Source organism: Ralstonia sp. 1B3, assembly GCF_036631435.1.
On record NZ_JAPNUG010000017.1, the window covers coordinates 42,088 to 65,048 of the forward strand.

25 protein-coding genes and 5 pseudogenes are annotated in these 22,961 nt (G+C 61.4%); 6 read left to right on the forward strand and 24 right to left on the reverse strand.

Features of this window, described 5'->3' with window-relative positions; genetic code table 11:
- Window positions 1-112: 112 nt before the first annotated feature.
- From kdpA to OWR21_RS05035, 10 genes and pseudogenes are all read right to left on the reverse strand, one after another.
- Window positions 113-1,885 carry a potassium-transporting ATPase subunit KdpA gene (gene kdpA, locus OWR21_RS04990; RefSeq protein ID WP_332394714.1) on the reverse strand — a complete coding sequence of 591 codons (1,773 nt, stop codon included), beginning with the start codon at window positions 1,883-1,885 and terminating at the stop codon, window positions 113-115.
- A 19-nt stretch (window positions 1,886-1,904) separates the two neighbouring features.
- A complete protein-coding gene (gene kdpF / locus OWR21_RS04995; RefSeq protein ID WP_332394715.1) occupies window positions 1,905-1,994 on the reverse strand; it encodes a K(+)-transporting ATPase subunit F in 90 nt (29 codons plus the stop codon).
- Entirely contained in the window at window positions 1,991-2,116 is a 126-nt protein-coding gene (locus OWR21_RS05000; protein WP_004628489.1) for a hypothetical protein, read from the reverse strand. The genes kdpF and OWR21_RS05000 overlap by 4 nt, the downstream gene beginning before the upstream one ends.
- A 31-nt stretch (window positions 2,117-2,147) precedes the next feature.
- Window positions 2,148-2,953, reverse strand: a pseudogene (locus OWR21_RS05005) (TorF family putative porin).
- A 183-nt stretch (window positions 2,954-3,136) separates the two neighbouring features.
- Window positions 3,137-3,478: a hypothetical protein gene (locus OWR21_RS05010; protein ID WP_332394716.1), complete on the reverse strand. Its 342-nt coding sequence runs from the start codon at window positions 3,476-3,478 to the stop codon at window positions 3,137-3,139.
- Window positions 3,479-3,621: 143 nt separating this feature from the next.
- On the reverse strand, window positions 3,622-4,017 hold the full coding sequence (locus OWR21_RS05015; RefSeq protein WP_332394717.1) for a hypothetical protein: 396 nt from the start codon (window positions 4,015-4,017) through the stop codon (window positions 3,622-3,624).
- Between the two features lie 53 nt (window positions 4,018-4,070).
- The gene (locus tag OWR21_RS05020; RefSeq protein ID WP_332394718.1) at window positions 4,071-4,883 is read right to left on the reverse strand and encodes a hypothetical protein; all 813 of its coding nucleotides are present in this window, start codon (window positions 4,881-4,883) and stop codon (window positions 4,071-4,073) included.
- Window positions 4,884-4,931: 48 nt separating this feature from the next.
- Window positions 4,932-5,165 (reverse strand): annotated as a pseudogene (locus tag OWR21_RS05025) (toxin-antitoxin system HicB family antitoxin); the annotation flags it as partial.
- 46 nt (window positions 5,166-5,211) lie between these two features.
- Window positions 5,212-5,778, reverse strand: coding sequence for a hypothetical protein (locus tag OWR21_RS05030; RefSeq protein ID WP_332394719.1), 567 nt, complete (start codon window positions 5,776-5,778; stop codon window positions 5,212-5,214).
- 443 nt (window positions 5,779-6,221) lie between these two features.
- A complete protein-coding gene (locus OWR21_RS05035) occupies window positions 6,222-6,737 on the reverse strand; it encodes a hypothetical protein (protein WP_332394720.1) in 516 nt (171 codons plus the stop codon).
- Between the two features lie 716 nt (window positions 6,738-7,453).
- Between OWR21_RS05035 and OWR21_RS05040 the strand changes: the two genes are divergently transcribed.
- The 4 genes from OWR21_RS05040 (at window position 7,454) to OWR21_RS05055 (ending at window position 9,361) form a co-directional block, all read left to right on the forward strand.
- A complete protein-coding gene (locus OWR21_RS05040; RefSeq protein ID WP_332394721.1) occupies window positions 7,454-7,819 on the forward strand; it encodes a hypothetical protein in 366 nt (121 codons plus the stop codon).
- A 315-nt stretch (window positions 7,820-8,134) separates the two neighbouring features.
- Window positions 8,135-8,398, forward strand: a complete 264-nt coding sequence (locus OWR21_RS05045; protein ID WP_332394722.1) for a DUF2933 domain-containing protein — start codon at window positions 8,135-8,137, stop codon at window positions 8,396-8,398.
- Window positions 8,398-9,069 carry a methyltransferase family protein gene (locus OWR21_RS05050; RefSeq protein WP_316889078.1) on the forward strand — a complete coding sequence of 224 codons (672 nt, stop codon included), beginning with the start codon at window positions 8,398-8,400 and terminating at the stop codon, window positions 9,067-9,069. Before OWR21_RS05045 ends, OWR21_RS05050 begins: the two co-directional genes overlap by 1 nt.
- A gap of 28 nt (window positions 9,070-9,097) precedes the next feature.
- Window positions 9,098-9,361, forward strand: coding sequence for a DUF5676 family membrane protein (locus OWR21_RS05055; protein WP_316889080.1), 264 nt, complete (start codon window positions 9,098-9,100; stop codon window positions 9,359-9,361).
- A 40-nt stretch (window positions 9,362-9,401) separates the two neighbouring features.
- Here OWR21_RS05055 and OWR21_RS05060 read toward each other — a convergent pair whose 3' ends face one another.
- The 9 genes from OWR21_RS05060 to OWR21_RS05100 form a co-directional block, all read right to left on the reverse strand.
- Entirely contained in the window at window positions 9,402-11,642 is a 2,241-nt protein-coding gene (locus OWR21_RS05060) for a copper-transporting P-type ATPase (RefSeq protein WP_442968597.1), read from the reverse strand.
- Between the two features lie 156 nt (window positions 11,643-11,798).
- A complete protein-coding gene (locus OWR21_RS05065; RefSeq protein WP_316889084.1) occupies window positions 11,799-12,272 on the reverse strand; it encodes a hypothetical protein in 474 nt (157 codons plus the stop codon).
- An 832-nt stretch (window positions 12,273-13,104) separates the two neighbouring features.
- Entirely contained in the window at window positions 13,105-13,434 is a 330-nt protein-coding gene (locus tag OWR21_RS05070; protein ID WP_332394723.1) for a hypothetical protein, read from the reverse strand.
- A 140-nt stretch (window positions 13,435-13,574) separates the two neighbouring features.
- Window positions 13,575-14,402 carry an alpha/beta fold hydrolase gene (locus tag OWR21_RS05075; RefSeq protein ID WP_442968598.1) on the reverse strand — a complete coding sequence of 276 codons (828 nt, stop codon included), beginning with the start codon at window positions 14,400-14,402 and terminating at the stop codon, window positions 13,575-13,577.
- Window positions 14,403-14,639: 237 nt separating this feature from the next.
- A complete protein-coding gene (gene arsB, locus OWR21_RS05080) occupies window positions 14,640-15,713 on the reverse strand; it encodes an ACR3 family arsenite efflux transporter (RefSeq protein WP_332394724.1) in 1,074 nt (357 codons plus the stop codon).
- Between the two features lie 15 nt (window positions 15,714-15,728).
- Window positions 15,729-16,223 carry an arsenate reductase ArsC gene (locus OWR21_RS05085; protein ID WP_332394725.1) on the reverse strand — a complete coding sequence of 165 codons (495 nt, stop codon included), beginning with the start codon at window positions 16,221-16,223 and terminating at the stop codon, window positions 15,729-15,731.
- A 10-nt stretch (window positions 16,224-16,233) separates the two neighbouring features.
- Entirely contained in the window at window positions 16,234-16,722 is a 489-nt protein-coding gene (locus OWR21_RS05090) for an ArsI/CadI family heavy metal resistance metalloenzyme (RefSeq protein WP_147215602.1), read from the reverse strand.
- Window positions 16,723-16,733: 11 nt separating this feature from the next.
- Window positions 16,734-17,057, reverse strand: a complete 324-nt coding sequence (locus OWR21_RS05095; RefSeq protein ID WP_147215610.1) for an ArsR/SmtB family transcription factor — start codon at window positions 17,055-17,057, stop codon at window positions 16,734-16,736.
- 484 nt (window positions 17,058-17,541) lie between these two features.
- Window positions 17,542-18,003, reverse strand: a complete 462-nt coding sequence (locus OWR21_RS05100) for a lysozyme inhibitor LprI family protein (protein WP_332394726.1) — start codon at window positions 18,001-18,003, stop codon at window positions 17,542-17,544.
- A 173-nt stretch (window positions 18,004-18,176) separates the two neighbouring features.
- Between OWR21_RS05100 and OWR21_RS05105 the strand changes: the two genes are divergently transcribed.
- Window positions 18,177-19,169, forward strand: coding sequence for a lysozyme inhibitor LprI family protein (locus OWR21_RS05105; RefSeq protein ID WP_332394727.1), 993 nt, complete (start codon window positions 18,177-18,179; stop codon window positions 19,167-19,169).
- Window positions 19,170-19,175: 6 nt separating this feature from the next.
- Here the strand turns inward: OWR21_RS05105 and OWR21_RS05110 are convergent, their stop codons facing one another.
- Both OWR21_RS05110 and OWR21_RS05115 read right to left on the reverse strand, forming a co-directional pair.
- Entirely contained in the window at window positions 19,176-20,180 is a 1,005-nt protein-coding gene (locus OWR21_RS05110) for an FAD-dependent oxidoreductase (protein WP_332394728.1), read from the reverse strand.
- 115 nt (window positions 20,181-20,295) lie between these two features.
- A pseudogene (locus tag OWR21_RS05115) lies at window positions 20,296-20,733 on the reverse strand (NAD(P)/FAD-dependent oxidoreductase); the annotation flags it as partial.
- Window positions 20,734-20,955: 222 nt separating this feature from the next.
- Between OWR21_RS05115 and OWR21_RS05120 the strand changes: the two are divergent.
- Window positions 20,956-21,195 (forward strand): hypothetical protein, encoded by a 240-nt coding sequence (locus OWR21_RS05120; RefSeq protein ID WP_147214349.1) that lies wholly within the window; start codon window positions 20,956-20,958, stop codon window positions 21,193-21,195.
- A 74-nt stretch (window positions 21,196-21,269) separates the two neighbouring features.
- On the opposite strand, the gene OWR21_RS05125 is transcribed toward OWR21_RS05120, so the two are convergent.
- The 3 genes and pseudogenes from OWR21_RS05125 to OWR21_RS05135 all read right to left on the reverse strand — a co-directional run.
- On the reverse strand, window positions 21,270-21,419 hold the full coding sequence (locus OWR21_RS05125) for a hypothetical protein (RefSeq protein WP_186829252.1): 150 nt from the start codon (window positions 21,417-21,419) through the stop codon (window positions 21,270-21,272).
- Between the two features lie 40 nt (window positions 21,420-21,459).
- Window positions 21,460-22,633: pseudogene (locus tag OWR21_RS05130) on the reverse strand (DUF4382 domain-containing protein).
- Between the two features lie 230 nt (window positions 22,634-22,863).
- Window positions 22,864-22,961 (reverse strand): annotated as a pseudogene (locus OWR21_RS05135) (chromate resistance protein ChrB domain-containing protein); the annotation flags it as partial.

Genomic DNA, 22,961 nt, shown 5'->3' on the forward strand with positions numbered 1-22,961 from the left:
CATGGTCCGTAGCGAGCGGCCCGAGGTTGACGCGAGAAGCGCAGCCGTACAGGTGTACGGCGAGCATCGCAGGGCCAAGATCGGGACGCGCAGTAGGAACATGGGCAGGTTCTTAGCGTGTGAGGTGTTCTGCGATGGGACCGAGCGCCAGCGCCGGGATGTACGTGAGCGCGCCCACCAGCAGCACCGAGCCGATCAGCAGCACCACAAACAGCGGGCCGTGCGTGGGCAGCGTGCCGGCCGTCACGGGCAGGCGCTTCTTGGCGGCAAACGTGCCTGCCATCGCCAGCACCGGCACGATGATCCAGAAGCGGCCCAGCCACATCGCAATGCCCAGTGCCACGTTGTAGAAGGGCGTGTTGGCAGACAGGCCCGCAAACGCGCTGCCGTTGTTGTTGGCGGCGGACGAGAAGGCGTACAGCACTTCAGAGAAGCCATGCGTGCCGGGGTTGAAGATGCCCGCCTTGCCCTGCGTAACCACCACGGCGATGGCCGTGCCCACCAGCACCAGCAGCGGCGTGACGAGGATGGCGATCGACGTCATCTTCATCTCGAACACCTCGATCTTCTTGCCGAGGTATTCCGGCGTGCGGCCGATCATCAGGCCCGCAATGAACACGGCCAGGATGGCGTACACCAGCATGCCGTACAGGCCCGAACCCACACCGCCAAACACCACTTCGCCCAGCTGCATCAGGAACATCGGCACGAAGCCGCCCAGCGCCGTCAGCGAGTCATGCATGGCGTTCACCGCCCCGCACGACGCTGCCGTGGTGATGGTGGCAAACAGTGACGAAGCCACGATGCCGAAGCGCGTTTCCTTGCCTTCCATGTTGCCCACGGCCTGGTCGATGCCGAGGTTCGCAAGCATCGGGTTGCCATGCAGTTCAGCCCATGCCAGGAAGACGGCGAGCACGGCAAACAGCACCGTCATCGCCGCCAGCACGGCCCAGCCTTGCCGGCCATCGCCCACCATGCCGCCAAACGTAAAGCACAGCGCCGCCGGGATGATGAAGATCGCCAGCATCTGCACGAAGTTGGTCAGCGCGTTGGGGTTCTCGTACGGGTGGGCGGAGTTGGCGTTGAAGAAGCCGCCACCGTTCGTGCCGAGCATCTTGATCGCCTCTTGCGAGGCGACCGGGCCCATCGGCAGGGTCTGCGTTTGCGTGGTGGCTTTCTCGGTGACGGCGTTGCCCTGCGCATCCTTGAGCGGGTTGCCCTGCGCGTCCATCTTCGGGTTGTCGTACGTGGTGGCGGTGACGGTGGTCACTTCCTTGTAGCCATCGAAGTTCTGGATCACGCCCTGGCTCACGAAGAACACCGACACCAGAATCGACAGCGGCAGCAGCACGTAGACCGTGGCACGCGTGAAGTCGACCCAGAAGTTGCCGATGGTGTTGGCCGAGTGGCGCGCAAAGCCGCGGATGAGCGCAATCACCACCGCAATGCCGGTCGCCGCAGACAGGAAGTTCTGCACCGCCAGGCCGAGCATCTGCGTGAGATAGCTCATCGTGCTTTCGCCCGAATAGCCTTGCCAGTTGGTGTTGCTCACAAAGCTGATGGCCGTGTTGAAGGATGAATCCGGCGTGATGGCGCCAAAGCCCTGCGGGTTGAGCGGCAGCCACTGCTGCGCGCGCTGCAGCGCATACACCGCCAGCGCGCCCAGCACGTTGACGACGATGACGGCCAGCGCATAGCGCTTCCAGCCCATCTCGGCCTGCGGGTTGACGCCGGCCACGCGATAGAACAGCCGCTCGACGGGGCCGAGCCAGTGCGCGCGCGACGGTTTGTCGCCAAACACGCCAGTCATATACGCGCCCAGCGGTTTGGCCAGAACCAGCAGCACGACCAGATAGATCGCCAGCTGGAGGAGGAACGCATTCATGGTGTGCCTCACAGTGTTGTTAGAAGCGTTCGGGCCACAGCAGGGCCACGAACAGATAGATCAACAAGGCCAACGTGATAGCCCCGGACAGCACATAGAGCCAGGTCATTGCTGTTTCTCCATCGCGTGCGTGGTCGGTTGGTCTTTGGTGGCAAGCCGGCCGGAGAGGGCGAGCAAGCCGCCCACTGCCAGGGCCAGCACCGCAAGGCCGGCGAGATAAACGAGGTCCATATGCGCTCCCCTTTCCTTCAGGTCGTGATGGTCAGAACGTCTTGGTCACGGCCAGCAGCGCGGTGGCCTTGCCCATGTAGTTGCCGCGCGTGTTGGTGTACGCGGCGCGCGCAGCGTTGGTGTCGATGTACGCAAGCGATGCCGTCCAACCGCTGCCGAAGTCTTTCGTCACGCCCACCTTCCAGTCGGCGTACGAGGTGCGCACTACCTGGTGCGGCACCTGCTGATAGCCCACGTGCAGGTTCAGCGTCAGGCCCCAGAAGCCGGTGTCGAAGTTGCCCGACAGATCGAAGTACTGGCTGTGGTGGCTATCTGCAAACCGAACAGGTTGGAGAACGCGTACGAGTACTTGAACGAGACCGGCCCGTAGCCGATCTGCGCATAGCCCTCGGTGGTGTGCGGGCGGGTGTAGGCGCTTGGGTAGCTGCCCGGGTAGTAGTACTGCAGCACGCCCACATCAATGGGCACGTCCTTCATCAGCTCGGTCTTGTAGCCGCCGTAGAAATCCATCTCGATGGGGGCGGAGACGTTGGGGTTGGAATCCCCCAGCCAGCTGATCGAAGAGTTCCAGTTGCCCACATAGAAACCGTTGGGCAGCGCGTAATCCACACCGCCCTGAATGGCGGGCTTGTTGTTGGTCTGCATGAGACCGCGATAGCGGTACTGGCTGGCCAGCGTGACGTTGGCCGTCAACGGGCTGGCGGGGGCGGCCGGAGTGGCAACGGGTGCCGGCGCAGCGTCGGTGGACTGCGCAAAAGCGGTCGCGCTGGACAGTGCTGCGGCACAGAAGACAACGCCACCCATGACGGTGGCGTGCAAAGAAACCTTGGCTTGCATGGACCTTTCCCTTGTTGTTTTAGGTGCCGCCCGGCCCGGCGCAGATGCGCTTCAACGGGGCCGGATGCGGCGTGCAGGCAGGCTCCCGTCACAGGGCCTGCGTGCAGTGCAACAGTAGGGAAAGGGGGTAAAACGGGGTAAAGGTTGGGGGAGGGGTGTAAACGCCGTGTAAAAACCGGCTTGCTACATGCGAGGCGCTTGACGGGGCAGCGAGGTGTTGTAGGTCCAACCCCGCGCCTCTGTCAGATGCTGATCGTATTGCTCCTGCCGTGCTACCAACTGCATGCTCAGCGCCGCCATGGCCATAAATTCGAGCACGCGCCAATTGCCATCGTCACCTTTCACGAACACCGCTTCAATGGCATCTAGGGCCAGCTCGAGTTCGTTGTGATCTAGATACTCATCAAACTGTGCAATTTCGTCTGCACAGACGCCTTCCGCTGCCTCCGATAGGTTGGCTCTTGCTTCCCGGAGGTATTTCGACGTCTGGTTCCAGTTTGATGTGAGGTCGCGGTCCTCTGGCATTTAGCTGGGCCTCAGTGGCCGGTTAGTAGCAACACTTCTGCAAGACGAGCTGCCCTAGCGCGGCTCGTTGTCTTACTCATGGCGCTCACACTTGGGACACGAAATTGGCAAAGGCTGCTTCGCTGTGTAGAAGGAACAAGCCTTCACCACCAACGATTTAGCTCGGTGAACCGATTTCTAACGTACGCCAAATCGTCTAGGTCAATGGGTGACTGGTAGGTAAGCGTGCAAACAGGGCCGGGTAAACCAACGTCTTTGAAGCGCCAAGAGATCATCGGCGTTCCAGATTCAACGCAAAGTCGCAAGACGAAGCGATCGTCCATATCGATGAGTTCGGTCGCTTTCTCTTCGATATTGGTTAAGCCCGAGACAAACGCCTCCCATATGGCACAGTCAAACCATAGGTTCCCCTTATAGTCGAATCGATTCCCCAACCGCTGCACCTCGGCTACGACACGCATGCGCATTGAGGGCACACGCTCGTCGACCTCGTAGACATCAAGATGTAGTCGAAACGGCTTTTCTAGCTTGAGTTCCATTTTTCTCGTGTCTGTGGGTGGATGGCATCCGAGCATCTGGATTTGATTGGGGGCTATCCAGCATTGCCGTCTTGCACACGCCGTATGGCGATTTTTAGGGCGTCAAGAATAGGCAAAATCGGACAAAACGCGACGATGCGGGAAGTCGGATACCAAGAGCTCTGCACGCCGATCAGCCAGTATCGCAACCCATCGTCGACTTCTTTGATACCGAATACAGGTGCGCCGCTCATACCATCAATATCGTCGACAGAAGCACCATCGAGGTCCGGCTGTTCTACAAGCGCTCCGAACACTTTTGCTGCCGTATTTGTCGATGCCGAAGTGACGGGTGCAGCCGAAGGCAGAAGCGGCATGATCGTGAGTTTCACGATGTGTTTGTTGCCGACCTTGCTATACGTTTCCGAAGGAATGCCTGCAAGCAACCAGGGTCTATATAGGTCAAGAGGCGGAGGACCCCAAGCAGTCTCTTCAATTGCCTTGACACCACCTGCGCGAAGGTTGTCGACTAACAACGCAGAGAGCTGAGTCGCCGCAAAATCTACGCCAATAGCATCGTCGTCGATCACCATCCAATCTTCAGCGTTGAAAGGGTATGGAACACCAAACGGATGGTCGTTGCCCGCAAGCTTGTCCTGCAAGCTGAACTCTGTGAGTGTGATGCCGCTTGCCAGCGCTGCCTTAAGTCCATTGACTACGTGACCGGCAGTACAGAGAAACCAATGCTCGTCGATTTTCACGACAAAGCATGATGCGAAATGAACGCTAGGCGCCTGGCCGGGACGAGCCGCTTTGTAGCTGAGACACAGGAAGTGTTTCGCCGCGTTGTCACGAAGGAAGGCGCTACTGATGTTCTCTTCCAACATTTGCGATCTCCGGCGCAAGGAGTTATGGGTACATGGACGCACTCAGAGAATAGCTTGTTTGATTTCGCCGCTGTAGGCGCAGACGGCACCTCGCTCGGTGACTTTCTCCCCATTCGCCTCCATGTCGCACACCGCTTCGGCAACAACCTTGCGAATACCGGCAAGCGCACCTTCCGGCGTGGCAGCCAGCCACGAGAGCGACGGGAATTCCGCACAGAGACCAACGTATTCCCCATCTTCAGAGGACCACGTCGTTCGGTAAGTGCAATGATCTTGGGTCATGACTGCGCTCCAGAATCAAAAGAGCCGCACGAGGCGGCTCCCTATGTCAGTTACCCGGTGATGAATAGGGCAGCATGTCATCGACCTTGATGATCTTCCAACCATCATGTCGTTTGGTGAAAAACACGAGAACGGTGACCTCGCTACGCGAGCCAAAACTCACAGGCACGACAACAGCCTCGCTGAACGTGAGCGGCCGACCTGGCTTGATATGAGCGAGCCAATCACGTTCGTCGTAATCCTGCGCCTTCAGAAAGTAGTCCGCACCGCCAGGAAGTTGGTCTCGCCTGTAGTCTCTGCGCAGGCTCTCAACCGTAGACGCGTCAACGTAGCGACCAATCTCGCGATCTGAAGCGGGAACACCTGGTTCACCTGCTTGTTGATGTACCAGACATAGAACTGTTTCGCTTGCAGACCAAGAGAAGTCAGCGTCAGCATAGGACGCGCACGAGAATGCCATTAGAAAACCGGCAAGCCAAAATGACAGTGTTTTTTTCATCCTTGCCTCAATGACGTCGATACAGTTTGTACGGCGGCTTTTGCGTTCGATACGCTTGGCCGGGATAAAACCCATTGTTCTGGACAAAGTCTGATACCCAGCTTGATCCGTCAAACATGGCCATATGGCCGTGGGGGTGCCCGGGGATGGGTTGGATCACGATCACATCTCCTCGACGAGGCGACGAAGCGTCGTCCAGTTCGATGAACCCGGCCTGACGCAAGGGAAACCCATAGTCCTTTGCCGAACGTGTTGGCGTCACACTGACTCCTCCTGCTTCAATCGCCTTTCGAACATACTTTGCACAGTTCCCAGTGCTTTGGCTTTGTGCATGCTGTCGAACGTGATTGGCCGCTGCATTACTGTCCCACATAGTTTCCTCGCATTCAGTTGATTGGAAATATCTTTCCCAAGATATATCCGAGAATGCTAGGTCTTAAAGCGTAGTTTAATGATTGAGATTTGTTTCTTATTTATTGGAAGATGTGTTATTCCAATTCAGCGGACTTTCTTCACATCGGACTCGTACCAAGCCCCTCCGCATCATCCAAGCACGTCTACGATAATTCCGCCTGCTGCTCCTCATCCGACGATCTTTCATCAGCTCTGCCAGCTTCGTCGTCCTTTCGCTTTGCTCCCCGACTAAACCGCACCGCCAGCGCCTTGCGCGCCGCGTCCAACCCTTCTCCCTGACCCGCCACCTTGAGGAACGCATACCCCTCCAACGTGGCGCTCATCACATCGCTGCCCAGCGCCAACTGCGAATCCGCCATGCGTTCGTGAATGCGCGCCACGCGCATGAGGCGGCTGCGTAGCTGATCGAAGCCCGCCAGATCGCGGCGCAGTTCGGCAAGGTCGAAATTGCCAGGTAGCAGGTTGGGATTGGTGTTCAGCACCTCCACGGCCTTGCGTGCGAAGGCTTCGGACTTGTCGCCCATCTTCACCAGCGTTCGGCGCTGCAACGGGGTGAGGTCGATCAGGCTGGCGAGCCGGTCTTCCAGCGTCTTCAGCGCGCCGTCCACGGCGGCCAGATCGGCCGAGGTGAGCTGATACGAAATCAAGTTCTGCGGCATTTCACTCCTCGCAAATCAATTGGCAGTGCCGTGCCATCTAGGGCACGAGGGCGGGAGATTGGCCGCTGCAGCGCAGCTCCGCAATGCCAGAAGGCAGTTTTGGACGAAGAATCAGAGTGATCTGATGCGGCCTTCACAACTCGACACATCGAGAGGCGTTCTCGACGGCCCGAGCTCTGAGCTCGACGCGCGAGGCTTTGCTCGGCCGTCCGAGCTCGGTGCTCGACGTGTGAGGCTTTTCTCGGCCGTCCGAGCTCGGAGCTCGACACGTGAGGCTTTTTGCTCGGCTGCCCGAGCTCGGAGCTCGGCGTGTGAGGCTTTTTGCTCGGCCGTCCGAGTTCGGAGCTCGACGTGTGAGGCTTTTTGCTCGGCTGCCCGAGCTCGGAGCTCCGCGTGTGAGGCTTTTGGCTCGGCTGCCCGAGTTCGGAGCTCGGCGTACGAAAATCAGAATCCGGTGTGTACCCCCATCGCTATAATTCCCCCGCTGCCGCACCAACGGCAGCCGGGCGTAGCAACCCGCATAGCATCCTTAGAGAGACTGTCGCGCAGGCGACGGTCCGCCTTCGTTCGCTTGCGTTTTTCATGGCGGGCCGGGCGGGGAGACCTTCGGGTCTGCCGGTCGTTCTCTAAGGGCCGGTTTGCTACCCCGCCGTCAGGCCCGCCACCCCGTGTAGCAACGAGATGGCGAGCCTCCGATGCAACTTAGAGAGGCCGACATGCCATCTGTCAAAAGCGGGTACCGCCCCGCGTCTTATCCATCTCCACCACCCACCGACGCGCCCACATCGTCCAACGCAGGCGGACTCACCAAAAACCGCGTCTACCTGAACGGCGCGCTCGAAGCGCGGGCGTATCTCAAGCGCATCCGCACTGCCATGTGTACGCACGGCCAATGTCGGCCGGGCATGCTGCTGGAACAACTGCAGTTGTTTTCCGCGCAGTCATTCCCACCGCCGTTCGTTAAGGGCTTTGTGGATGCAATTGATGCCTACGTATCGATGTCGCTCGGGGGCCGCGACGTTGATCCGCAGACGTGGGACGTGTTAGCCGCCATAGAGCGGCGTGGCTACAACAGCCAATAACAACGGATTGACGCATTCCCGTGACGGGCGGGAATGCCGATGCTGGCGGGGCGTAGTGGAGGTGGCTGTCTTCAAAGGACAGAGCCAGGCCGTCCACCATGCGAGCGTTAATTCAAGACAACAACGCTATGGCAACTCCGGGGCGGCTGAATCGAATACGGCAGTGATGGCCCGAGCAAGAAGAGGGCCGTTGATTGTCGTATCGCACAAGGGGAAGTCATTGGATCGTGTTGATCCGGGTCAACTCCTCTTTCTGCATCACGCCAATACTAGAGACGTAGCTTGGTGAGCCCATTGCTCTGGCCGGAGGCGGATATGGAGAACCATGAACCCGGGCAACAACGTGACGACGCTGCGCCAGCCATCACGCGATCGAAGCTTGTACTGATCGGCTTTCTGCTGGTTGTTGCGTACTTCCTATGGACCGAGCATCAGGCGCACGTGATCCAGTTCCTGCCGTTTCTGCTGCTTGCGGCATGTCCTTTGATGCATGTGTTCATGCATGGTGGTCATGGCCATCGGCATCACGGGCACCCACCCGCCAACGCTGACCGCGCCGACGCCCCGGGAGAACAGTGATGCAACACGACAGCACATTCGGGTACGGCCTGTGGTCACTGGTGTTCATCAACTCCGCCGTCTTCATCATCTTTGCCTTCAGCTTTACGAAGCCTCAAACCTCGCGGGACTGGCGTTCGTTCGGTGCGTTCTCGGCGTTCATCGTTGCGCTGTTCACCGAAATGTATGGGATACCGCTGACGATTTATCTGCTGTATCCATGGCTCACAGCAAAGTTTCCTGGCGTCGACTTTCTTTCGCATGACTCAGGGCATCTGCTGGAAGTCATGTTTGGCTGGCGAGCCAACCCCCACTTTGGCCTGTTCCATATCGTGAGCAACGTGCTGATCTTTGGCGGCTTCATCCTGCTCGCGGCGGCATGGCGCGTGCTCTACGTTGCGCAAAGCGCTCACCGGCTTGCGACCACGGGTATCTACGCCCGGTTGCGGCACCCTCAGTATGTGGCGTTCATCCTCATCATGGCCGGCTTTTTGTTCCAGTGGCCCACGCTGCTGACACTGGGCATGTTCCCGATCCTTGTATGGATGTATGTGCGCCTGGCAAAGGCAGAAGAAGCCCAAGCCCTGGCCGAGTTCGGGCGCGAATATGAAACTTATCGGGACCAGACACCCGCGTTCTTTCCCCGCTTTGGCGAAGGTGCCCGCAACGACAAGGTGCACAGGAAGCTCTGATGTACCGATGCTGAATCAGGAGGCTGCCATGAAGCCGCTCAGAACTGGAGCCACGTTCGCCTTTACGGTGATGCTGTTCTACGCACTGTGTGCGATGGTCTGGTACGCATTTCCAGAGCCGTTCATGCAGTTCATGACGGCGCTGTTCCATGGCATCGACTTCCACACACTGCAAAGCGGAAAAGCAACGCTCGGGAGCACGGCCTATGCCGATGTCATCCTTGGGGTCTGGGCGTTTGTTGCGGCAACGTTTTTCGCTTGGCTGAGCGCAAAGCTTCCGCCAGAGAATTGAATCGCCGGCTTGGCGCGGCAGCGTGGAAACTGCTGCCGGGTCAGATGTTTAGCCGACGCAGACGCAGAGCATTCGATACCACCGAAACTGAACTCAGGCTCATCGCCAGCGCTGCGATCATGGGTGACAGCAGCAACCCGGTTGCGCTGTAGAGAACACCAGCGGCAAGCGGCACGCCCAGGGCGTTGTAGACAAACGCAAACCCAAGGTTTTGCTTCATGTTGGCGATTGTTGCCTCGGACAGGTTCCGAGCGCGTGCGATGCCGCGCAGGTCCCCTTTCACAAGCGTGACCTGCGCGCTATTCATGGCGACATCCGTGCCCGTACCCATGGCAACACCGACATCGGCCTTTGCCAACGCGGGCGCATCGTTGATCCCGTCACCTGCCATGGCGACTGTCCGGCCTTCGCTTTGCAGCTTCGTCACAAGCGCCAATTTATCCGCGGGCCTGACTTCTCCATGAAACTCGGCGATGCCCAGCGACTCAGCGACCGCTCTTGCCGTGACCGTGCCATCGCCGGTGGCCATCACCACACGAATGCCTGCGTCCTTCAACTGCGCCAACGCTTCCGCCGTTGTCGATTTAACGGGATCTGACACGGCAAGCAGACCGGCAAGCCTGCCGTCTGCGGCCAGGTACATCACGCTCGCGCCTTGGGCGCGTAGCGCGTCTGCGGCGTGGGCCAGCGGAGCTGCATCGATGCGTTCTTGTTCCATCAACACCGTATTACCCAGCGCCAGCTTCTTGCCGGCGACAGCGCCGCGTACGCCGATACCGCTGCTGGATTCGAAGTTATCCGCCTTGTGCAGAGACAGTCCGCGCGCTCTGGCAGCCTCCACAATCGCCGCAGCCAAGGGGTGTTCGCTGCCTTGATCCAGACTGGCCGCCAAGCGCAGCACTTCCACGTCATCAAAACCGTTGGCGCCCACACTGCGTTCAAACGCAGGCTTGCCTTCGGTGAGCGTTCCGGTCTTGTCGACCACGAGGGTGTCAACCTTGCGCAGGTTCTCGATGGCGGCGGCATCGCGAAACAAGATGCCGTTCGACGCGCCCTTGCCGCTCGCCACCATGATCGACATCGGTGTGGCAAGACCCAGCGCACATGGACAGGCGATGATCAGCACGGCGACCGCGTTGATGAGGCCATACACCCAGCTTGGCTGCGGCCCAAAGAAGCCCCAGGCGAAGAAGGTCAGCACGGCAATGGCCACCACAGCGACAACGAAACCGCCCGCGACCTTGTCCGCCATGCGCTGCATGGGCGCCTTGGAGCGCTGGGCCTGCGCAACCATCTGAACGATCTGCGAAAGGACGGTTTGGGAACCGACTTTCTCAGATTCGATGATCAAGCTGCCTGCGGTGTTCATCGTCGCGCCAATCACGTGATCGCCCACCCGCTTTGTCACGGGGATGGGCTCGCCGGTAATCATGGATTCGTCAAGCGAGCTGGTGCCTTCGACCACGATACCGTCGGTGGGCACCTTCTCGCCCGGCCGCACGCGCAGCCGGTCACCAACGTGTACATGGGTCAGCGGTATATCGGCTTCGGTGCCGTCCGCGTTGACGCGCCGGGCCGTCTTGGGGGCCAGACCCAGCAGTGATTTGATGGCGGCAGAAGTTTGCGATCGCGCCTTCAGCTCCAACAGTTGGCCCACCAGCGTGAGGGAGATGATGACCGCCGCCGCCTCGAAGTAGACGCCGATCCGGCCGTGCTCGGTAAACGTCTGGGGAAACAACCCTGGCGCGACGGTGGCGATCACGCTGTACAGATACGCGGCGCCCGTGCCGAGGCCGATCAGCGTCCACATGTTCGGGCTACGGTGCACGAACGACTGTGCGCACCGCTGGAAGAAGGGATAACCCGCCCACAGCACCACGGGTGTCGACAGGACCAGCTCGACCCAGCTTTGTTGCGAAGCATCCATCCAGCCGTATCGGTGTCCGAACATCGCGAGGATGAACGCTGCAATGGTGAGCGGCAGCGTCCACCAAAAGCGGCGCTGGAAGTCGATGAGTTCCGGGTTCTCTTCTTCGTCCAACTCCGGAATGACGGGCTCCAGCGTCATGCCGCAGATCGGGCAATTCCCTGGGCGGTCCTGCCGGATTTCAGGATGCATTGGGCACGTGTAGATGGTGCCTGCTTGGGATTCGGCGGGGGCTGTTGCGGCCCGGCCGTGTTCGTGCACTGCACCGTGTGCTTCAAGGCGATGACCGGCGTGCTGATCATGCGAGTGAGTGTGATCGTGCTCGGCTGCGTGGATGTGGCGGTGCTCTTCCATGGACATCGGCTCCTATCAGTTCGCCTACTGCCGGACGCACTCACTTTGGGAAGCATCGTGCGTTTTCTCATGCTCAAGAAACGATGAACCCTCCCATTTGGGAGGGTCAACGGTGAGCGTTGCGCCAGCGCCGCACTGCGCGACTCGGCTATCCACCTACTTAGACATCATGCCGCCCATTCCGCCACCCATGCCCATGCCTTGGCCATCCATCATCATCTGCATCATTTCCTGCATCATGGCCGTGTGCCGTTCCATCATCCCCTGACACATCGCCATCTGGCTGGCCTGACTCTTTCCCTTCATTGGCTTCATGTCGCCCGTCTGCCGCATGCCAGCCATCATGTCTTGCATCACTTTCATGCGCTCGTCCATCAACGCTTGACGTTGTTCAGGCGTCTTGGCGGATGCCAAGCGTTCCCTGATGGCACGGAGATGAGCAATTTGGGCATCAAAGTCGGCATTGCTTTGCTGCACAGCCGTTGCAGCCGGTGCTGCGGCTTTCTTCTCTGCGTGAGTATGGTCATGCTCGGCGCTGCTCGAAGGGCCCGCAGCGAGCGCCAGAGAAGTCCACACGCACACGAGCGTGGTCGAGACGGTTGCGATAAGGGTGCGTCGAGTGTTTGCCATGATGACCATCCTTGAGTGTCATTTGCTCCAGATATCACTGCCAATGTAGAAGACGGGTGCGATGCGCCATTGATGCATGTCAAGCCGTCACTGCATACGCCTGCGTGGAGCGCGCGCGAGCGGTCGTTTGTTGCGCTAGCGCCCTGGAATGGGCCTGACGTCAACGCACAGAATCGGAAGTTGGAACGGGCCCCCATCGCTACAATTCGCCCGCTGCTGCAGCAATGGCAGCCGGGTGTAGCAGCCCGTCTCTTTCTCATAGGACGGATAGCCGCTGCCACGCGGCTTTTTTGTCCGGAGCTTGTGCGCGCCTATTGCTTTTACGGCGCGCCGGGCAGGGAGATCTTCGGGTCTACCGGTTTCCTGTGAGGCCGGTCTGCTACCCCTGTCGTCAGGCCCCGCCTCCCTCGCTTAGCGACAAAAGCCGGCCTTTCACCGGCTCTGAGGCGCCTTATGTCTAGCGGTGAACAGGCGGCGCAGTCTCCGGACGGTAGGGAAGCCGCCCCGCGCTATCACTCAACGCGCTCCTCAAACTCACTGAGCCGCCTCATGACAGCGGGGTTGTCTTTGTACCGCCGCTTCAACGCAGCAAGACGCTTGTCTGTGCCAGCGCAGTAGATGTCGAAGCTGTCGAGCAGCCTTTCTCGACGCGCAACCTGCTCCGGACTGTCTTCCTCAATCACCTGCCGACGGATGTAGTCGCAGGTCTTCCGTTCCTCAATGAACGTTGTAACTTCCGATGGCGGGCGCGGCGGCGTAAGCGCGCTCGCGTGCAAACACGCGGCCAGGAGGACTAGGCAGCCAGCAAACCTCAATGTGGCGCTCATATACCTCAAACCTTCCCCACCGGCTTCAACTCCCACATCGGCAGGTAGTTCATGATCGGCCGCTCAAACGTGCCGCCCTTGTCGATAAAGGGCTTGCCCGAGTCCAGCATCGGCCGGAACGTATCGAGTTGCTTGGCCGCGTCCAGATCAGTCCACAGGCTTACGTTCGACAGCGACGATGTCGACTCGTCCTCGCCCACATAAAACGCGACCAACCCGCGCATCGCTTCAATACCGGGCCGGAGCACGGCTTCGAGGTCGTTCATCATCTGCCGCATCTCGGCGAACTTGTCTGGCGGACACCGAAGAATCGAGACTCGGACGACTGGCTGCATTGGAAACTCCTTTCGCTGAGCTGCGTGAAACACCAATGAAGAAAATGCAGAAGACCGACGCTACTGCGCCAAAAACTTAACCACCGCACCCACCGTAGCCTGCGTCTGCTCCTCCATCAACCAATGCCCCGCATCCGGAATCACCAGCTCCTGCACGTTGGTGGCGGCGTTGCGCATGACGATGGCTTCGTTCTCGCCGAACGACTTGGCGCCGCCGATGGCGAGCACCGGCATGGGCAGCTTGGTAGCGATGGATTTCTGGTTGTCCTCCGCGTCTTGCGGGATCGACAGGAACTGCGCAAACGCTGAATGCATGGCACCCGGCTTGGCGTAGAGGCGCGCGTAGTGCGCGCGCGTGGCTTCGTCGATCTTGGAAGGGGTGCCGGCAAACTCATTCCAGAAGCGGTCGAGGTAGATGCGCTCGCGGCCTTTGACGAGCCGCTCGGCATCGGGGCCGCCGAAGGAGAAGTGCCAGAGCTTGGGCGAACGGACGATCTGCTCCCACGGCGGCACGCCCGGCACGGGGCGTCCATTACGACCAGCCGCGTGGTCTTGTCCGGATAGCGCGCTGCATAGGCAAACGCCACCATGGTGCCGATGTCGTGGCCGACCACGTCGGCCTGGTCGATGTTCAGTTTGGTGAGCACGGCGCGGATGTCACCGGCCTGCGTGCGCTTGTCGTAGCCGCCTTCGGGGTGCGACGACAAACCCATGCCGCGCAGATCCGGCACCACCACGGTATGCGTGCGCGCCAGCTCGGCGGCCAGCGGTGCCCACATGTCGCCCGTATCGCCAAAGCCGTGCAGCAACACCACCGCCGGGCCACTGCCGCCCACGCGCACAAACAGCGTCGCCCCATCGGTCTGGATGTTGTGGTGCCGAAAGCCCGGCGGATACGGTTTCACCTGCGCTTGCACGGGGCGCGTCATGGCGAGCATGAGCGCGAGCACTGCAAACAGTTTTCGCATGGCTGTTCTCTCTTGGGGGAGCGGGGGCTGGCCGGGCCGGGGGGAAGCAGCCTGCGGATCGGCCGACCGCGCCGTAGGAAATGCGCGACGCGGGGCCTCGTCAAGAGTAGTACGCGCCACGCGAGGCGCAAGCGCGAAGGAGAGGGTAAGGCGCGCGGGCGCCTCAGGCGTTGCGGCTGCTTTGGGTACTCGCCCGACGATTCAGGCGCGCTTACTGCTGGATTGAAACGTGCACTGCTACGTCCGGCACTCGTACCAGCCCTGCGTCTGGTTGACGATGCGCACGACAAGCAGCATGACCGGCACTTCGATCAGCACACCAACGACGGTAGCCAGCGCTGCACCGGAATGGAAACCGAACAGGCTGATCGCAGCCGCGACGGCCAGCTCGAAGAAGTTCGATGCGCCGATCAGCGCAGACGGGCAGGCGATATTGTGCTTTTCGCCCACCGCGCGGTTGAGCCAGTAGGCCAGCGCTGAATTGAAAAACACCTGGATCAGGATCGGCACCGCCAGCAGTGCAATAACGAGCGGCTGCTTCAGGATGGCTTCGCCCTGGAAAGCAAACAACAGCACCAGCGTTGCCAGCAGCGCCGTGATCGACCACGGGCCGATCTTCGCCATTGCCGCGTCGAATGCTGATTGGCCTTTGGCGAGCAGCACCTTGCGCCAGATCTGCGCGAGGATCACCGGAATGACGATGTAGAGGACGACCGAAGTCAGCAGCGTCGCCCAGGGCACCGTGATGGCGGACATGCCCAGGAGCAGACCGACCAGCGGTGCGAAAGCAATGACCATGATGCTGTCGTTCAACGCCACCTGTGACAGCGTGAAGAGCGGATCGCCGCCCGTGAGCCGGCTCCAGACGAACACCATTGCGGTGCACGGTGCGGCAGCCAGCAGGATCAGGCCTGCGATGTAGCTGTCGAGCTGGTCCGCAGGCAGCATCGGCGCAAACAGATGGCGGATGAAAAGCCAGCCGAGAAACGCCATCGAGAACGGCTTGACGAGCCAGTTCACGACAAGCGTGACGCCGATGCCTTTGACGTGCTGGCGCACCTCATGCAATGCGCCAAAGTCCACCTTGACCAGCATCGGGATGATCATCACCCAGATCAACAGCCCGACCGGGAGGTTGACCTGTGCGTATTCCATCCGACCGATCTGTTGGAACAGGCCGGGCAGCACCTGGCCGAGCACGATGCCGGCAACGATGCAGAGGGCCACCCAGACGGTCAGGTAGCGCTCGAAGAAGTTGATGGAAGGCTTGGCGACAGCCTGTGCCGGCGGCGCTACGTTGGATGCGGTCATTGGGCGGGCTTCGGATCAGTTTTGCGAAATGCGTTCCAACGCCGTTTGCAGCTCGGCATTGCTCATGCTGCCCAGCGGCAGGGCCAGCAACTGCAACATGCGATAACCGATGGCCTGGCGTGTCAGTTCGAAAGCCTGGCGCTTGCCCTCGTCGCCGCCCGTCGCGTTTGACGGATCGGCGTAACCCCAATGCACCTTGACGGGACTGCCGGGCCAATACGGGCAGGTCTCGGCTGCAGCGCTGTCGCATACGGTAATGACGATGCGCATCTGCGGGGCGCCGTCCGCAACAAACTCGTCCCAGCTCTTGCTGCGGTAGTCGGCGGTGTCGATGCCTGCGTTGGTGAGGGCTTCCAGTGCGAACGGGTTGAGGCGGCCACTGGGTGCGCTGCCGGCGCTGTAGGCGCGCACGTCTTTGCCGAGTTGCTTGGCCCAATGATTGAGCATCCCTTCACTCAGCACGCTGCGTGCGGAGTTGTGGGTGCAGAGGATCAGGACGTTGGTGGTCATGCGTGCGCCCTTAGCAGCAGGATGAGCCGGAGCCGGACTTCACGGCAATGCCGATCGGCTTGCCCTTTGGAGCACGCGGTGCGCAGCAGGCAGAAGCCTCCGGGGCGGCTTCTTCCTTCTTGTCTTCGCTGAAGACGGGGATGTTGCTGAGCGAATGGAAGTGCTCCCACGCGATGCCCTGCGGGTCGGTGATCCAGTGCTTGTCGCTGCGGGCATAGCAGCAGGTGGTTTCGCCTTCGTCGAGCAGTGCCATGTCTGCGGCTTCGGCGCGGGCCTTCAGGTCGGCCAGCTCGGCGGCGTCATCCACCTGGAAGCCAAGGTGGTCAACGCCCGGGGCATTGCCACGTGTGGAGATGGCGAAGTTGATGCGCGGGTCATCCAGCATCCACTTGGCGTAGTCGGTTTCCACGCGCGTCGGCTCGGCGGCAAAGAGCTTGGAGTAGAAGGCGATGCTCTTGCTCAGGTCGTCAACGTGGAGATGGACGTGAAATCGTTTCATGGGATGCTCCTTCAGCATTTGCAGTCGGTGGCGTTCGCTTCCAGGCAGGCTTCGCCCTGACAGCAGTTGGCGGTCAGGAAGCCCAGCAGGGCGTTCATGTGGTCATACGCCGCGCGGTAGATCAGGTTGCGGCCTTCACGCTCTTGCGTTACCAGGCGTGCGGCCGTCAGTTCCTTGAGGTGAAACGACAATGTGGCGCCCGGCACGTCGAGCTGTTCGGCAATCGCACCTGGTGTCATGCCCGCAGGCCCTGCGACCACCAGCATGCGAAACACTTGGAGGCGCAGGCCATGGGCCAGCGCGGCGAGGGATCGGATAACGTCGGTTTCTTCCATATTTCCAATATATTCGAAATATAGAGCTGCAGCAAGGCGATCAGCCTGCGATATCGGGAACCACTTGGGGAGCACTTGACGCTGTTGCGCGAGAGATTGGGCGGTGGCGTTCGGTGGTTGCTCCACCCATCGCCAGCACCTGCATGCTGCTTTGCCCACAACCCAGCCACGGGCTCGATGCCCGACAGAGGGTTTATAGGTTTACTTCTTTATGTATACAGATAGTAGTAGTAGATAACGGTGGATAAGTCCTGTGGATAAGCACTAAAAGCACTTTGGCATCAACGACTTGCAGAACGGACAACCGGTCTGACATGGTGTGCTGTTGCGTGGATGAGTCCGGGGTATCGCGTCGGGCCCTGTCGACACGGTGGGAAGTTGTTCCCGTGCTGTCTGCACGCTGACCCCGGAGAACCAACACGCTTGTCCTGGAGTTATTCACAGGCGGATGGGGAGTTATCCACAATGGCTTTTCCCCGCCCGGTTAGTGCGGGTAGTACTCCAGCTCTGCAATGCGCGCGCGGATTGCCTCCACGTTCAGCCCTTCGATATCGGGGCTCGCCACCGAGCCGGCGTCCGCCCGCCACGGCGCGTTGTCGGCCGCCTTCTGGGCGTTCCGATAGGCCAGCCACGCACGTTGCGCATTGCGGATGGCTTCGCGCGATACGGGGTCGGATTTGGCCATCACGGCCTGATACAGCGTGTTCATCTGCCGGTCGTACGCCTGATAGGCGGTGTGCGTGCAGTCGGTCATGCCGGCGGTGGTTTGGCCGTGGGGAGTTTTCAGGCACTGCTCCAGCGCGTCGTCGATGGGGTCGGCGGCCCAGGCGGCCAGCGGCAGCAGCAGCGCGGCCGCAACGGATAGGGTGCGCACGATGCCATGCACACGGTAGGTAGGGGGATTGTCTGCGGGGTGGGTCTGGCGGTTGTGCATCGGAAAGGCCATGGCGTACCTCATCGTTTTTTGGGGCGGGGTGGTTGCCATGGTAGGAAAACTCTTCCCGTGCCGCTCTGGCCGGGCGGTGAAGGCGGCCAAGTGCGGAGAAAGCACACCAGACCGGCCCATTCCGCAGCACAATCGCGCACACGCTCACATCCGCTTTCCCAGGGGTTCATCCAATGACGCCATTTCGCGGCATCTCCGCCATCGCCTTTGCCATCGCCCTGTTGCCCGCAGCTGCGCGTGCCACCAGCTTTGACTGCGCCGCCGCGCGCACCCCAATTGAGCACGCCATCTGCAACGACGCGCAACTCTCTGCGCTGGATAGCGAACTGGCCGATGCGTACCGGGCCGCATTGAAGAAGCACGGCGCCGACACCGATGCGTTGAAAGCCGGGCAGCGCGATTGGCTGAAGCAACGCGCGCCCGCTGGCCATATTGACGTGGCCGCGTTGAAGGAGGCGTACCGCGCGCGCATTGACGAGTTGGAAGCGCAGCCCGCGTTTCCGGACCCGGGCGAGCCGGTCAATGGCCCGGTCTTCCGGCTGAACGCGATCGCCAAGCAGCACGACTTCGTGCTGCGCATGCTCGAAGCCTGCCCGGGGGACAACAGCAAGGAGGACACGACCTGCGAAGGGCCTGCCCAATTGCTTGTCCATGACAAGGGCCAGCGCGCCGTGCGCCAGGTCATCAACCTGCCGAACGTCTTTGTCACGCTGCCCAAGGGGAGCAAGGGGCCGCTGGTCAACTCAGCGCGCCTTTATGACTACCAGGGCGTGATCAACGTTGGGGATTTCAACTTCGATGGGCTGGAGGACTTCGGCATCCAGACCGGCAACGAAGGCAGCTACGGCGGCCCGAGCTACGACATCTATCTGTTCAATGCGCAGGCGCAGCGCTTTGTACCCAACAGTGAGATGACTTCGCTCATCCGGTCGACACTCGGTTTCTTTGAGGTCGATGTTAAAAGCAAGCGTCTGCGCACCTTTGCGAAGGGCGGGTGCTGTTATCACGAGACCACCACGTACCGCGTCGACCACGATGTGCCGGTCGCCGTCGCGCGCTACATGGAAGAGGTGATGGCTTCCGGCGACAAGATGAAGCTCACAGAGGAAACGCTCGTCAACGGCAAATGGCGCAGCAAGGTGCATTACGAGCCGATGCCGAAGTGAGGCACGTCAACTGCTAGTCGCCTTTGGCGGTACGTCGCCGCCGACGTCCACGCGGTGCAAGCCCGTTTTCGCCGGCCCGTGCAGCACCGCGCCATCGCAACCGAACCGCGAGCCGTGGCACGGGCAATCGAACGATTTTTCAAGGCTGTTCCACTGCACCAGGCACTTCAGGTGCGGGCACGCTGCGTCAAACGTATTCAGGTGGCCGCGCTCGTCCCGGAAGGCAGCCACGTGGCGGCCGTTGGCCTTGACCACGTCGCCCCTGCCGGAGGGAATGCTGTCCAGCGCCGTGGCCGCGCCGGAGCCCAGCCAGTCTGCATACTGGGCCGCGACATTGGCGTTCTCGCGTGCGTATTCGAGTGCAGCCGTCAGCGATTTGCGCGATGGGTCGTAAAGGTCGGCCCAGGCGTTGTCGCGCCGGGTGATGAGATCGCGAATCAGCACGCCGGCGATGGCGCCGTGGGTCATGCCGTTGCCTGAATCGCCGGTCACGACATAGACGTTGTGGTTGCCGGGGTTGCGTCCAATGAAGGCCACGCCATCCACCGGCTCCATCACCTGGCCGGACCAGGCAAACATGGGCTCGCCGACCACAGGAAAGCGCTCACGCGTCCATGCGCGCAGGCGGTCCAGCCGCCGGTCGGCATCGTCGGCCTGACCGACCTTGTGGTCTTCGCCGCCAACGATCAGGAGCTGGGCGTCGGGGCCGAGGTCGCCCGCAATGCGGGCGTAGTGGTATGGGTCGAGCGTGTCCCAGAACTGGCAGACCGGCACGCTGTCGCGCGGTACCTTCATGCCGACCACGAACGTGCGGTAGGCCGCTTGCTTGGTATGCAGGGCAAACCGGTCGTTGAAGGGCGTATTGCTGGCCACGACGACGCTGTCGGCGTGTATGCGTGCCCCGCCGGCCGTGCGCACGACCACAGGGCGGCCGTCCTCCACGTCCATTGCCTGCGTCTTGCCATGGATCTTGCCGCCGCGACGCTCGATGGCGTCGATGAGCCCGCGCAAGTACTTCAGCGGGTGCAATTGCCCCTGGCCCGGAAAGCGAAGTGCCGATGGCAGCGCAACGCGGCCGGTCTGAACGTCGCTCCACCCGTGTGACGTCGGTCAGCCCCGCACGGTGTGCGGCTTCCAGTTCGTCGGTCAACACGTCGTCCTGTTCCGCCGATTCGGCAAACAGGTAGCCATCCACACGGGCAAAGTCGCAGGCGATGGACTCCGCTGCGCAGATGGCCTCCATCCGTGCGACGGCTGCCGTGTGGCTTTGCGCGATCGTCCGTGCGGCGTCGCGCCCGAGATGGCGTTCGATGTTGTAGTACCGGTCATCGAACGCCGTCATCAGGTGGGCGGTCGTTCGGCCGGTTTCGCCGCCGCCCGGGGTATCGGCGTCAATCACGATGACTGCCGCGCCGCCTGCTGCGAGTTCGTATGCGACGGACAGCCCTGCGATGCCCGCTCCGATCACGCAGACATCGCATGAAGCATCAGCCGTCAATGGCGGTCGGGCCAGTTCGATCTCTTCCGCCCAGTAGGACGTTGTGGTGCCGCCGTGGCTTGCCATTGCGTCTCTCCATGGTGTTTTGCTGCACCGCAATTCAGCGAGAAACGTGCCGGCTGGATCGCCGATCTCGGTCAAGCGCGCTCGGCGGTTCGGAAGGTGTGCCGAGGGTCACGGGGCACTGCGGCGCCGCGGGATGCCGTTACGTTTGGTTGCACTGAAACGCACATTCTCATCCGTGCCTACCTACAATCGGTTGAACCAAAAACCAGAAGGAGGAAGCAAATGACCCGAGCACAATGGATGGTGGCGGCGGCAATGGCAGCGCTGTGCACCGTTTCGCTGTCGGCGCAGGCCAAGGGCAATGCCGGTGGCGGTTCGGCTGCGCACATGAGCAGCCAGGGCATGTCGAACACCAACGGCCCCGACAGCCTGGACCGCGACAAGGGCAAGGCGCGTGCGGCAGACCGTGCGCATCAGCATGGCAAATCCACGCAGCACAAGCACGCGGGCAAGGGCAAGTAAGCGCCGCAACGCAGCAAAGAAAAGCCGGTCACGCAGACCGGCTTTTTCTTTGCGCAAGCGCTGAGGTCAACGGCTCAGCAATTGCCCTTCTTGGCCTGTCCCGGCGGGCAGAAGCCGTTACCTGGGCCGCCTTGCGGGCGCGCAACCGGGCCGTCGACCGGCACGTAGACGCAACCGCCCAGCAGCGACGCACCCAAAGACAGGATGAGGATGATGTTCTTCATTGTGTTGTGAGGGGGCGGCGTTGGCCCCCGTTCTCCCTGGTTAGAAACTGAAGTTGACCCCGGTCTGGCTGCCGGCCGAAACGTTGACCGGATTGCTCAGCGTGGCGCCCGATGCGCTGGTGGCCTGCACCGAATACTGGCCCGCCGATGCCGACACGGCTGACGGCGCAATCGGCAGCGTCGCACTGTACGTACCCACCAGCGGCGCGGCTGCGGGCAACGCCAGCAGTAGGCGCCGGTATCCAGGTTGGCATTGGCCGAGGTGATCTCGTACGACACCGAGCTCACCGTCTGCAGCGCGCGCAGGTGGCCTGCGCCGATGCCGTGGCCGTGCCCGATGCGGTATTGGTGGTGGAGGCCGGCAGCGCGATCGGCGCGCCCGTGGTGGAGACCGTGGTCGTGGTGCTGGCCGTGACGGGCACGGTGCGGATGATGCCCGTGGCATGGCCGGTGGGCAGCGTGTTGTCAACGATCACCACGTCATAGGCGCCATTGGTGCTGCTCTGCACCAGCGGCGACAGCACGAACTTGCCCGTGGCGTCTGCCACCGTGCCGCGGATGACCTGGCCGTTCTGCTCGGCATAGACCGTGGCGCCGGCCTGTGCGGCGGGCACGTAACCCGTGATCGAGCCGCTCACCACCGTAGGCGTCGCGGTGACGACCGGCTTGAGGCTGTAGCCGCCGTTGCCCTGCTGCACGATCGATTTGCAGGCATTGAAATCCAGCACCAGATCGACCAGCGTGTTGGCCTGCACGGTGAAGGGCTGGATGATCTTGTAGCCGCTCTGCGCGGCGCTGGGGGTGGCCAGCGGCTGCTCGGTCGACGAGCCGGTCACCACCACGGAGTTGGCCGGCGTGTTGCCCTGGTTGGGAGACAACACCAGGCGCAACTGCTGATATTGCCCGGCGGGCAGCGGCGCCGTTCCGAGGTCGGTCAGCACGCCGTTGGTGAGCGAAAGCAGGTCGACCTTCTTGGGCGTGGCCAACGCGATGTCGGTCCAGCCGGCGTCGGAGTCGGCCGCCGACGCGCTGGCGTGCACGCGCACCTTGTTGACGGTGACATAGACGTGATCAAAGCCGCAGGACGGCGCGTCCGTCATCGAGACATGGAGCGTGCCCGTGCCGGCATCCGTACCGCCATCGCCGCCGCCGCATGCAGCGACGAGGAACGGCAGGGGCAGTGCAATGAGGGCGTTCCGATAGATTGTTTTCATGGTTATCTCCTCGGGTGGGGGTGCCCGAAGGATAGTCCCGGCCATGACACGCATTTTGGTCGAATTGAAACCAATCGTAACGCGGCCTGGGCCGGTTGGCACCGGCCAATGCGAATAACGTTTGCGCTGGTTTTCCCTGACTGCATGGGCGCAACCGTTTGGCGTTGGCGGCCGCGGCCTGCGCATCGGGGGCCTCTTCGGACAGCGTGGGCGAGTGTGCCTCGCCGCTGTTATGCAGGCATCTTGGGCGGCCAGTTGTGCGTTTCTGCCTGGCAGTGTTTGCACCACGCATAGAGCGCGTCGTACATCACCAGCCCGTGTTCGAGCA